The organism is Halorussus salinisoli (assembly GCA_005239435.1).
GTDB classification, from domain to species: domain Archaea; phylum Halobacteriota; class Halobacteria; order Halobacteriales; family Haladaptataceae; genus Halorussus; species Halorussus salinisoli.
This window is the reverse complement of sequence record SZNP01000005.1, coordinates 461,476-473,189: the sequence shown is the minus strand read 5'-3', so window position 1 is coordinate 473,189 and position 11,714 is coordinate 461,476. Positions and strand designations below refer to the sequence as shown.

The following is an 11,714-nucleotide window of genomic DNA, read 5'->3' as shown; positions in this document are numbered from 1 at the left end:
CCTACTTCGGGAATCCCGAGAAGTACCTCTTCGGGCCGGTGGGCGACCGACCCATCACCGTGGACGAACAGCAGGTCGTCGACTCCATCAAGATGGTCCGGACGTTCATCCACGGCTCGAACGCCAACAACACCCTGAGCGAGTATCAGGGTAACATCGCGCCGGCGGCAGTGATGCAGTGGACCGAGGAACCCTCGCGCAAGCCCTTCACCAGCGGCAACGCCGTGATGCACCGCAACTGGCCCTACGCCATCAACATCTCCGGCTCCGAGGACAATCTCGGGCAGGACCTCGGCGTGATGCCGATTCCGTACGCCAAGACCGCCGAGCAAGCGCAGTACCCGATGACCGGCGGCCCCGTCGCCGCGCTGGGCGGATGGCACAACGCCATCAACCCCAACTCCGAGAACAAAGAGGCCGCCGTCGAGGTGCTGAAGGCGATGATGAGTACCGAGTTCAAGTACAAACTCTTCGAGGTGGTCGGCAACGTGCCACCGGAACCCCAGTTACTGACCACGGAGCGGGCCAAGCAGGTGCCCATCATGGGCCGGTACCTCGAACAGCTCCGAGTCGCCGGCGAGAACGCGATTCCCCGGCCGGTCACCGCGGTCTGGCCCTCCGAGTCGTCGAAGATCGCCCAGCAGGTCAACGGCGCGTTCGCCAAGGACGGCAAGCCCCAACAGGCGATGACCCGGCTCAAGGCACAGCTCGAATCCATCGAACAGAGCGCGTGAACGCGCGACGGTTTCACGCGCTCGGCGTCTGACGACTCCCCTCGTCGCTCCTCGATACGCGAACGATACTCGGACGACGATTCGTACCAGCCGAGAATCGTGAAACCCTTGAGGTTACTCTCCGTCTACTCCGCCAATGGAAACCGAGAAGCAAGAACCGTCACCATCGCTGGAATCCGGGCTTCCATCGCCGATCTATCTCGTCACTGCCCACCTCGCGGTCGTCGTCGCGGTGATACACGTCACGCTGGGCCTGTACAACTGGATTCGCTGGGCGAGCGCCGGATTCCTCGTCCCCCGGGACCTCCGGTGGCCGCTGTTCGTCTTCTCCGGCCTCGCGCTGCTAGTGGGCCTCCTACTGGCCGCACAGGGTCGCTATCGCCGCCCGCTCTACCTCGGCGGCATCGGCCTGATGGCCGTCTACGTCCTCGGCTACTTCGGCTGGCACGCCGAAGGCCACCGACCGCTGTTCTTCATCGGCGAGGGCTCCGGGCACACCGGTCCGCTCGTCCCCTTCCTCCTCGACCACCTGTTCGCCGGACCGGTGGAGTTCCTCGCCATCGTCTCGGAGGTCGCGCTGGCGGTGCTGTTGCTCTATCTCTTGATATCGGAGTAGGGAGTTCAATCGCGGGAAAACCCCGTCGTCGGGTGCAGTTCCTCCGCCCGACTCGCTCAAATCTCGTCCAGTACTTCGTCGGCAAACTGCTCTAACACCGTCTTCGCGTCGCGGTCGTTCCCTCGGATACCGATTGCGAGGTGGTCCACCCCGAGGTCCGCGAGGTTCCGGAGATGCTCGACGAGCCACTCGCTCCCCGCGGCGAACCCCTGATGGACGTGTTCCATCCCGGCCTCTGGGTCGGCCTTCAGGTTCACGGTCATCGCCTGCGCGAAGGGCTTGTCACCCGCGGCCTCGCGCCAATCGCCGACGACGCTCTCGACCGTGTTCAGCGGCATCTGGTAGTGAAGCCACCCGTCGCCGCGGTCGGCTATCCAGTCGCGCGACTGGCGAGCGTGGCCGGTCACGACCAGGGGAAGCGTCTCGGTCGTCGGTTTCGGAACCACGTCGAGCGTCCCGTCCATGGTTCCGTAGGACGACTCCACCTCGGGGAACTCCTCGGTCCAGACCGTCCGGAGGACCCGGACGTGTTCTCGGAATCGCTCGCCGCGAGAGCCTTCGTCTACGCCGAACGCGGGGAACTCCGGCGACCGGTCGCCCGTGGCGACACCCAGCACGAGACGGCCGTCCGAGAGTCGGTCCACCGACGCGGCCGACTTCGCCACGTGCAGAGGGTGGCGAAGCGGAAGCACGATGCTCCCCGTCCCGAGCGCCACGTCGTCGGTGTGGGCCGCGACCTGCCCGAGGTAGACCCACGGGTCGTACACCTGCCCCGCGTCTCCGAACTTGGGCCAGTAGGTCGGCACGTCTCGGACCCAGAGCGCGTCGAAGCCCAACTGCTCGGCCTCCCGGGCGAGTTCCATCTGGTCGTCCATCGCCGGAACGTCGTCGGTCGAGGAGGTGATGGGGAAGAACAGGCCGACCGAGAGACCGTCGTCCGAGCCATCGCGGCCGAACAGTCGGCGGAACCCCCGGTTCTGGTGATTTCGGTTCCTCTGGCACCGGGTTTCGTGGTCGGCCATCGAGCAGAGACGGGACCGCCAACCACGAGAAAGGGGCGATTTCGAAACTGCCCACGTGCTGACTGATCCGGACAGTTTAGCACCTGAAATCCGTATTGCGATGATATGAGTTCCGCCAACCTACAAGGGCTTCAGGCGTTCCCCGAGGAACTGGAGGACCGAGAGTCGTGGCTCGAACCGTTCGACTGGTATCGGGAGATGCGCGAGGAGAATCCCGTCAGGTACGACCCAGAGCGCCAGTCGTGGGACGTGTTCCGGTACGGCGACGTGAAGCAGATTCTGGACGACGACGAGACGTTCTCGGTGAATCCCCGACTCGCGAGCGACTTCGTGGAACCCGACAATCCGGGCGAGGGCCTCATCTTCGACACGATGCTGTTTCAGGACCCGCCACGCCACGACGAACTCCGCGACGTCGTGGACGACGAGTTCCAGCCCCGGACGCTCCGCGAGCGCGAACCCCACTTCCGCGAACTCGCGGCCGACCTACTGGACGACGCCATCGAGGACGACGGTGACGAGGGCGGGACGGAGACGGAAATGGAACTCGTGGACGACCTCGCGTACCCGTTCCCGGTGACGGTCGTCGCAGAGTTCCTCGGCGTCCCGGCCGAGGAACGCGACCGATTCAAGGAGTGGTCCGACACCCTCGTCTCGGCCGCGAGCGCCGACGAGGGAAGCGGTGAGTACGTCGAGCGCCAACAGCAGGCCCAGATGGAGATGGCCCAGTACTTCATGGAGATGATAGCGGACCGCCGGGAGAGCCCGCAGGACGACCTGATGTCCCAAATCGTCACGGCCGAAACGAGCGACGGAGACAGACTCTCGCGGGAGGAGGCGCTCGGCATGTGCATCCTGTTGCTCATCGCGGGCAACATCACGACGACGAACCTGATTACGAACGCGGTTCGGTGCTTTTCTGACGCTGACGACGACCTGTTCGACCGACTCCGGGGAGACGAGCGAGCACTCACCACCGCGCTCGAAGAGGTGCTTCGCTACCGGTCACCCGTGCAGGCGATGACCCGCATCGCCACCGAAGACGTGACGATGCGCGGTGAGACCATCGAGGAAGGCGACCGCGTCATCGTCTGGCTCGGGTCGGCCAACCGCGACGAGCGCCAGTTCGAGGACGCCGACGACTTCCGCCCGGACCGGTCGCCGAATCAGCATCTCGGATTCGGTCACGGCACCCACTACTGTCTCGGGGCCCCGCTCGCGCGCCTCGAAGCCAAAATCGCGCTCACGGAGCTTCTGGACCGAATCGGAGACGTTCGACTCGCCGACGAAGAGCTTCGGCCGACCCGGAGTTCGTTCATCTACGGGGTCGAGTCGCTCCCGATTCGGTACGAGAACCGGAGCTAACTCTTCCGTCCTACTCGGCCTCCACCCGACCGTTTTCGGCTACTCGGCCTCCACGTCGACCGACTCCCGGCGGCGCTCGCCCTGCTGATACAGCACGAACAGCGTCACCAGTACCGCCAGCACCGACACCGCCGCGACCCCGAGGAAGGCGACTTGGGGGCCGGACTCCTCGATGAGCGCCCCGAAAATCGGCGGTGCGATGGCGTTGCCGACCATCGTCCCGACGGTGATGATGGCGAAGTTCCGGCCGAGTTCCGACCTGTCGGAGACGCCATCCGCGAGTTTCGACCGGGCCGGACCCGCGAGCGCCCGGACGCCCCCGACGACGAGCATGGCACCGACCGCGACGACTGCGGGAATCGCCATCGAGGCCAGCAGGCCGACGACGACCACGACCGCGCCGTAGCTTCCGACGATGATGGGACCGGGCGAGAATCTGTCCGAGAGGTCCCCGCCGACCAACACCGCGAACGCGCCGACGACGAACATGGCCGAGAGGGTCAGGTTCGCGGCGTCGAGGCCGACTCCGTACCCGTTTTCGAGGAAGACGACCGCGTAGGAGGTGAGTCCCCAACTCGCGGTCGAGGCGACCAGCGCGAGGACTGCCAGCGCGAGGATGGCGGGCGAGGCCACGATAGCTCGGAGTTCTTTTCGGGCCGTTTCCCAGACCTGTCGGGCCGTCACCCAGACGGGAGGAGAGTCGTCCGTCGTCGTGGATTCGCTCCCGGCCTCTCCGACTTCGGGTGCGGTCACTCCCCGGCCGACGTATCGCTGGAAGGCCAAGAGCGTTACTGCTCCGTAGATTCCACCGAACACCCCGAGGAGCGCGACTGCGTGTCGCCACGTCAAGCCCGAGACGCCGACGACCGCCGTGAAGAAGACCGGCGGGAATCCGAACCCGAGACTCCCGAGGAACCCGCGGACGCTGAATGCCCGAGCGCGGAGGTCCTCTGGCGTGGCGTCGGCGAGCAGAGGGAAGTGGGCCGGGTGGTGGCCCGCGATGCCGACGCCGAGGAGGGCCTGCCCGACGAGCAGGACCTCGAACGAGGGCGCGAACGCGACGACGAAGACGCTCGCCGTACTCAGGCCGAGCGAGAGGCCGAGCGTGAGTCGCCGGTCGTAGTTGTCCGAGAGGTAGCCGAAGGGGAGTTGAAACAGGGTATTGGTGGCTCCCTGCACGCCCATGGCGACCCCGAGCATGGCGAGCGACACGTCGAACTCGACCGAGAGGATACTCAAAATCGGCGGGAACAGCACCAGATACGTGTGGTTGACGAACTCCGCGCCGCCGACGAGGCCGACGACGAGCAGGGTTTCTCTGGATACGTCGGGAGTGGAAGGGAATCGCACGATGCTTCGTTTCGAACGATGCGACCGAGGCCAAATGCTCTTCGCTCCCGGTAATCCGGTCGGGTCACCGTCCGCGAACTGTCCGACCAGCGACCCCGGCACCACAGTTTTCCCCGACCACCCCGACTAGGACCTCGTGCCAGCCTACAGCCCCGGATTTCGCTCGCTCGACGCCGAACACGAGGACCTATCGCTCGCGGTCGAGGGCGAGATTCCGTCGTGGCTCTCGGGGTCGCTGGTCCGGAACGGTCCCGGTAAGTTCGAGGTCGGCGGCGAGCGCGTCGAACACTGGTTCGACGGGTTGGCGATGCTCCACAAGTTCCGGTTCGTCGACGGCGAGGTTCGGTATTCGAACCGGTTCCTCCGAACCGACACCTACCGGCGAGCGGTCGAAGACGGAACTGTTTCGAGCCAGTTCGCCACCTCGGGGAGCTATCTCGACCAACTCAAGTCGTTTCTGCGCGACCCGACCGACAACGCGAACGTCGGCGTCGCCACGGTCGGCGGCGAGTACGTCGCACTGACCGAGACGCCCCGGCGCGTCCGTTTCGACCCAGAGACGCTCTCTTCGCGCGGGGACTTGGAGTACGACGACGACCTGACCGGCCACCACGTCACGGCCCACCTCCGCCACGACGACCGGCGGGGCGAGACGGTCGGCTACATGACCGAGTTCGGCCGCCGGAACCGGTATCACGTCTATCGAGTGCCGGACGAGCGACCCGAGCGCGAGTCCGACTCCGGTCGCGTTTCCGACTCCGAATCGGACCTCGACCCCCGACGCATCCCCGTCGCGTCGGTCGAAGTGGACCGGCCCGCCTACATCCACAGTTTCGCGCTCACGCCCCGGTTCGCAATCATCGTCGAACCGCCCTACGTCGTGAACCCCCTCCGATTTCTCCTGCCCGGCGGTGGCGGGTTCATCGACAACTACGAGTGGCGACCCGAGCGTGGGACGCGGTTTCTGGTGTTCGACCGGTCGTCCGGCGAGTTGGTCGTCGAACCGACCACGGCCCCGTTTTTCTTCTTCCACACGGTCAACGCCTTCGAGGAAGGCGAGTCGGAGGCGTCGGACGAGTCGGTCGTCGTGGACCTCGTGGCCTACGACGACGCCACCATCGTAGACGACCTCTTCATGAGCGCGGTCGAGGGCGAAGAGGGGGCGGAACCCTCTCTAGACGCCGCGGAAGGCGTCCTCACGAGATTCCGAGTTCCTCTCGGCGGTCGTAGAGAAGGAGACGAACGGGGCGAGTCGAGCGAAGTCACTCGGGAGTCGCTGTACCGCGGTATCGAACTCCCGCGGGTCGCGCCCGCGGCCCACATGCGGCCGTACCGGTACGCCTTCGGGCAGGCGACCGGGCGCGATGGCCAGAACGGACTGGCGAAAGTGGACGTAGAAACGGGCGACTCGTGGGAGTGGTGGGCAGAGGGTCACTTCGCCGGAGAGCCGATCTTCGTTCCGGAACCCGCTTTTTCTGAAGACGAGTCCGAGAAAGGAGAAGCGAAGGAAGACCGCGGAGTCGTCCTGGCCCCTGCCCTGAACGTCGAGGCGGAGCGGACGGTGCTGGTCGTACTCGACGGCGAGACGTTTTCGGAGGTGGCTCGTGTTCGGGTTCCTCACCACATCCCGTTCGGGTTTCACGGCGAGTTCTTCCCCGAGGTCACGTCGTGAGGGCGGGTGCGGACCGAAGTTGGACCGGTCCGGAATCCGAGACGGGTTGTGTACCTTTTTTACGGTCCCCGACACATTTGCGAGCGATGACCGAATCAACAACTGTACTCGTCACGGGCGGAACCGGCTTCATCGGGTCGTACGTCGCACAGGACTTCGTGGAGGAGGGCCACGACGTGGTGGCCTACGACCTCTCGACCGACGCCCGGATTCTGGAGAAACTGGGCATCGCCGACGACGTGGAGGTCGTCCGCGGCGACATCACCGACCCCACCAGCGTGATTCGGGCAGTCCGAGAGTCCGGCGCGACCCACGTCGTCCACCTCGCGGCGCTCCTGACCAACCTCGCGCGGGACAACCCCCGCGGCGCGGCCGAGGTCAACGTCATGGGCACGAACAACGTCTTCGAGGCCGCCCGGACCCTCAACGACCAGGTCGAGCGCGTGGCGTGGGCCTCCTCTGCCGCGGTGTACGCCCCGCCCGCCAACTACGACGACGACTGGGTGGACGAGGAGGATTTGGTCTACCCCGACACGCTCTACGGCGCGACCAAGGAGTACAACGAGCATCAGGCCAAGGTCTACTTCGAGGACCACGACGTCTCCCACGTCGGCCTGCGCCCGACCGTGGCCTACGGTCCCTACCGCGAGACCGGCGGGTCGGCTTTCCTCGCCAACATCGTCGAAAAGCCCGCGGTCGGAGAGTCGTTCTCGGTGGAGTACGGCGACCAGGTCATCGACTGGCAGTACGTCAAGGACATCGCTCAGGCCTTCCGGAAGGCCGCCTTCGCGCCCGAGGAGGACCTGAGCCAGCGCATCTACAACGTCCGCGGCGAAGTCGCCACGATTCGAGAGGCCGCCGAGGCGGTCCGGTCGATCGTGCCCGACGCCGACATCGAGGTCAGCGACGAGGGCGAACTCCCGTGGACTCAGAAGCTCGACATGACCGACGCCCAGGAGGACCTGGACTACGAACCCGAGTACGACCTCGAAACCGGCTTCCGGGAGTACATCGACGCCTTGCGGGCCGAGGAAGGGCTGGAGCCGTTGGAGTAGTTCGAAACTGGCGCTACGTCCGTCGGATACGTCGGTCGGCGACCGCGAGCGGGCAGGGCTTCGGAGGCGTTCTATCCCCACTTACCGTTCACGCGCGGGAATTCGCGAAAACCGAACACCCGTTCGAACAACTTTTTCCGGGCGTCCGACTAGTGTCCGGCATGGAGAAAGTCGCCATCGAGGAGGTCGACAACGAGCGGAATCCGATGAAGGTCCACAGCGTCCGGAAGCCAGTGTCTCGCGCGCTCGACACCGACCACTTCGCCATGAACTACTTCGAGCTCGAAGCCGGAGAGTCGTTCTCGGGCGGTCTGCATCGACACGACGACCAGGAGGAGGTGTTCTACGTCGAGTCCGGAACCGCGACGTTCGAGGTCGGACTGGACCGCGAGGAGGTCGCGGTCGAATCGGGCGAGCTGATTCGGTTCCCGCCCGGCGAGTTCCAGAAGGGGTACAACGACGGCGAGGAGACCGTCGAAGGGTGGGCGCTCGGCGCGCCCGGCGCGATGCACGACTGGGACGAACTCCAGTCGCGGGCCTACTGCCCCGAGTGCGAAGACGAGCGGACGCAGGACGTGGGGTTCGTGGAAGGGAACTTCGAGTTGACCTGCACCGAGTGCGGGACGACGCAGGGGTGAGCGCGAACTACTGCGCCACGTAGACGACGTGACCGGTCTCGTCGGGGTCGGCCTCCTCGTCGTACCAGCCGAAGCGTTCGACCGACAGGTCCAGCACGTTACAGACGCCTTCGAGGTACGAGTCGTCGTGGTCGAACAGGCGGTGGGTGTCCACGAAGAACTCGCCGTCCGGCGTGAAGACGAGCGCGTCGTAGCGAGACGCGCCATCGTCAGCCTCGTGGACGTGCGTGAGGCGGGCGTACGTCCCGTCCTCGGACGGGTAGGTACGGAGGGAGGCCGAATCGCCGAAGTCCTCGCCGGATATCTGATCGAAGACGAGGACTCCTCCCTCCGCGAGTCGGTCGGCCGCCGCGCGCAGGCTATCGGCGACGGCGTCGGGGTCGAGGTGCTGGACGACCGTGAAGGGGAACCAGACGAGGTCGAACGACTCCTCGACGGGCAGGTCCGGCAGTTCGCCGACGCGGAACTCGGCGTCGGTCTTGGTCCGGGCGCGTTCGACCATCGCCGGATACTTGTCCACGCCGACGACATCGAAGCCCTCGGCCCGGAGTCGCTTGCCGTGTTCGCCGGTACCACACCCGAGGACGAGTGCGCGCCTCTGGTCGGGGGTGCTCTCGGCCGCCGCTTCGAACTCGGAGAGGACGAACTCGACCTCCGCGTCGTAGTCCTTCTCGGCGTAGAGGGCGTCGTAGGCCTCGGGGTACTCCGAATAGAGATTCTCGGTCATACTCGTTCACACGACGATACACCCGATAAAACCGTCAATTCGACAGACTAGTATGCCGGACAGTCGAATCGAAGCGCGACGAACGACGCTGAGCTAACTGCCACATCGTCGGTAGCCCGATTCCTTCGTTCAGACTCGAAATCGAAATCGAGGTAGCCGGTCTGGACGTAGAACCCCGGAGATTACGAAGCACCCCGGCTGACGGTCCGATACAGAAGTCGGAGGAGCGCCTCTGCAAGTCGCCAAACGAGCGTCGCGCTGACGACGAAGGTGGCCAACGCCACTAGCCCGAGCCAGAGGACGATTCCGTACTGAAGTTCCGTGACGAGGCCGTAGGCCAGACCGACGGCGATGCCACCGCCGATCAGGACCCCCGCTCCCTTCAGTGAGAGGCGCTGCCACCGGTTGAAGCCGAGGCGGTCATCTCGTCCTAGCAGGGTGGGCAGACTGACACCGACGGCGGCGAGGCCGAGCGTCAGAACGATGATTACACCGCCGACGATCCCCGCCATTCCGTGAGCGAACCCGTCGCTGTCGGGAGGCGGTGGCGGCATCGATGCCAGTTCGAGAGTGGTCGTGGCTGCAATTCCGACACCGACGGCGACGAGACCGACACGAACGACCGTGAGAAGTGCGGATTTCGTGCTGGAGGGCATCGATGCGCCTGTTGTACGAATGACGGGATAAGCTTTCGGCACAGCGACCGATCAGCATCGCAGACGAACGCGCGACTGCGTCGGTCACGGAACGCGAATTTCAGGTCTCGATCGGTCCAAACCGCTTCGCTTTCGACTCCGAACGAAGAGAGCGTACGACCGACTACTGTTAGGGCCGGAGGTACGCCCACCCGTCGTCCTGCAATCGGGTCAGTTCGCTCGCGCCCGAGGAGACGGTTTCGACGCCCTCCACGAGGTCCGAGTCGTCGAGGTCCATCATGTCGAGCGTGTTGCTACAGGCCCTGAACTCGATGCCCGCGTCGAGGAGTTCCTCCACCGTGTCGCTGTGTGTGCCATCCTTCTTGAACGGGGCGATGCCCTCGGCCTGTGCGACGACGGCGATGTCGTCCATCTCGATGGTCTCGTCGTTCGAGAGGTTCTCCGCGATGGTGAGGACGGTCTTCTGGTGGTCCTCGTCGCCGCTCGTGAGGTGGAATGCGGTTCGCATGCAAGAGAAGTCGAGACTTACGGACAAGTGGCTATTGGCCAGAAGAGAATATTCCGACGGAGAGGCGACTGTACTCGATTCAAACTGTTACGCGATACTTAACTTACCGACTCCGTAAAAATGGATTTTATTGTGGAGGATGCGCAATCAGAAGACGCATGGAACGACGAAGCTTCGTTTCGGCCGCTGGGACGCTCGGTGCCCTCCTCTTCGGGAGTGAATCAGTCAGTGCGGCACGACAACGGTGCGAGTCGAACGGCCAAGACGCCCGCCCGACACCGCCCGCGAAGACCGTCATCCACCTGTCGAGCGGCGACGAGATGGAGCAAAAGATGGCGCTACACAACGCGAAGAACCTCGTGGAAGACGAGTCGGTTTCCGTGAAAAACCTCGTCTTCGTGGCGAACAGCAAGGGCGTGAAGGTCTACACGCCACCGAACGGGGGGAACGAGTTCTACGAGCTCGTCAACTCCCTGCAAGAGCGCGGCGTCACCTTCCGGGCCTGTGGGAACGCGATGGACGCACTGGGACTCACTGAAAAGGACCTCGTCGACGGCGTCGAACCCGTCCCCTCTGCCGTGGGCGAACTCTCCAGACTGCAAGAGTTGGGATACGGCTACATCAAGGCTCCGTAGCAGAAGACTCGATTCGCTTTTTTCGTTCGCAGGTCACGAACCATTTACGTGTTAGCGCGCCAATCGGACGGGCATGAGCGACGCCCCCGATTACGAAGCACAGGTACGAGACGCCTTCCCCGAGATTCGGGACATAGCGGACGAAGACCTCCGCAGGAAAGTCGTCGAAGCGTGGGTTCTCGGTCTCGAACGCGGCGGTTGGCGGGATATCGAGGACGTTCCCTACGCGTGGAACATCCACGAGGTCTCGAACGTCGAACACGTCCGCGGGGTCACGCGCATCGCGGTCAAATCAGCCGAGGAACAGCGCGACTTCCACGGCGCGGACCCCGACCTCGACGTGATTCGTGCCGCGTGCCTGCTCCACGACGTCGGCAAGTGCTACGAGTACGTGGACCACGTGGACGAAGAGAAACTGCTGGACCCGGACCCGACGTACGCCACCGAGGAGATCCCCCACTCTATCTCGGGCTACGCGCTGGCCCACGAGGTCGGTTGTCCCCTCGCGGTCCAGCGCGCGATTCCCCACTTCCTCGGCGAGGTTCCCAAGCGCACCCTCGAAGCCGAGTTGGTCAAGAGCGCCAACTCCGCGAGTTCGAACGCCATCACGCAGTCGGCGATGGGCATCACGTTGCAGGAATGGGTCGATACGTACAGTCAGACGAGCAATTGAGAGCGGGCTGAACCGTTAACGATACTGAGAATCGGACGAACCGTTAACGACGGTCGGCGGCCC

At 64.7% G+C, this 11,714-nt stretch carries 13 protein-coding genes; 8 read left to right on the top strand and 5 right to left on the bottom strand.

Features of this window, described 5'->3' with window-relative positions; all coding sequences use genetic code 11:
* Positions 1-734: extracellular solute-binding protein (locus E2484_RS16910; protein ID WP_137286353.1), on the top strand; the 734-nt coding region annotated here is incomplete at its 5' end.
* 136 nt (positions 735-870) lie between these two features.
* Positions 871-1,350 (top strand): hypothetical protein, encoded by a 480-nt coding sequence (locus E2484_RS16905; RefSeq protein ID WP_137286352.1) that lies wholly within the window; start codon positions 871-873, stop codon positions 1,348-1,350.
* A 56-nt stretch (positions 1,351-1,406) separates the two neighbouring features.
* Here E2484_RS16905 and E2484_RS16900 read toward each other — a convergent pair whose 3' ends face one another.
* Positions 1,407-2,372 carry an LLM class oxidoreductase gene (locus E2484_RS16900; protein ID WP_137286351.1) on the bottom strand — a complete coding sequence of 322 codons (966 nt, stop codon included), beginning with the start codon at positions 2,370-2,372 and terminating at the stop codon, positions 1,407-1,409.
* A gap of 105 nt (positions 2,373-2,477) precedes the next feature.
* Between E2484_RS16900 and E2484_RS16895 the strand changes: the two genes are divergently transcribed.
* A complete protein-coding gene (locus E2484_RS16895; RefSeq protein WP_137286350.1) occupies positions 2,478-3,737 on the top strand; it encodes a cytochrome P450 in 1,260 nt (419 codons plus the stop codon).
* A 39-nt stretch (positions 3,738-3,776) separates the two neighbouring features.
* Here E2484_RS16895 and E2484_RS16890 read toward each other — a convergent pair whose 3' ends face one another.
* Complete coding sequence (locus tag E2484_RS16890; RefSeq protein ID WP_170977395.1) at positions 3,777-5,087, bottom strand: MFS transporter; 1,311 nt, start codon at positions 5,085-5,087, stop codon at positions 3,777-3,779.
* A gap of 136 nt (positions 5,088-5,223) precedes the next feature.
* Here E2484_RS16890 and E2484_RS16885 point away from each other — a divergent pair, with 136 nt between their 5' ends.
* The 3 genes from E2484_RS16885 to E2484_RS16875 all read left to right on the top strand — a co-directional run bounded on the left by E2484_RS16885 (position 5,224) and on the right by E2484_RS16875 (position 8,452).
* Positions 5,224-6,759 (top strand): carotenoid oxygenase family protein, encoded by a 1,536-nt coding sequence (locus tag E2484_RS16885; RefSeq protein WP_137286348.1) that lies wholly within the window; start codon positions 5,224-5,226, stop codon positions 6,757-6,759.
* An 86-nt stretch (positions 6,760-6,845) separates the two neighbouring features.
* Entirely contained in the window at positions 6,846-7,814 is a 969-nt protein-coding gene (locus E2484_RS16880; RefSeq protein WP_137286347.1) for an NAD-dependent epimerase/dehydratase family protein, read from the top strand.
* A gap of 161 nt (positions 7,815-7,975) precedes the next feature.
* Complete coding sequence (locus tag E2484_RS16875; protein ID WP_137286346.1) at positions 7,976-8,452, top strand: cupin domain-containing protein; 477 nt, start codon at positions 7,976-7,978, stop codon at positions 8,450-8,452.
* Positions 8,453-8,459: 7 nt separating this feature from the next.
* Here E2484_RS16875 and E2484_RS16870 read toward each other — a convergent pair whose 3' ends face one another.
* The 3 genes from E2484_RS16870 to E2484_RS16860 all read right to left on the bottom strand — a co-directional run bounded on the left by E2484_RS16870 (position 8,460) and on the right by E2484_RS16860 (position 10,343).
* Positions 8,460-9,179 (bottom strand): class I SAM-dependent DNA methyltransferase, encoded by a 720-nt coding sequence (locus E2484_RS16870; protein WP_137286345.1) that lies wholly within the window; start codon positions 9,177-9,179, stop codon positions 8,460-8,462.
* A gap of 182 nt (positions 9,180-9,361) precedes the next feature.
* Complete coding sequence (locus tag E2484_RS16865; protein WP_137286344.1) at positions 9,362-9,835, bottom strand: hypothetical protein; 474 nt, start codon at positions 9,833-9,835, stop codon at positions 9,362-9,364.
* A 169-nt stretch (positions 9,836-10,004) separates the two neighbouring features.
* A complete protein-coding gene (locus E2484_RS16860; RefSeq protein ID WP_137286343.1) occupies positions 10,005-10,343 on the bottom strand; it encodes a DsrE family protein in 339 nt (112 codons plus the stop codon).
* Between the two features lie 158 nt (positions 10,344-10,501).
* Here E2484_RS16860 and E2484_RS16855 point away from each other — a divergent pair, with 158 nt between their 5' ends.
* Entirely contained in the window at positions 10,502-10,978 is a 477-nt protein-coding gene (locus E2484_RS16855; protein WP_137286342.1) for a DsrE family protein, read from the top strand.
* 73 nt (positions 10,979-11,051) lie between these two features.
* Complete coding sequence (locus E2484_RS16850) at positions 11,052-11,651, top strand: HD domain-containing protein (protein ID WP_137286341.1); 600 nt, start codon at positions 11,052-11,054, stop codon at positions 11,649-11,651.
* Positions 11,652-11,714 lie beyond the last annotated feature (63 nt).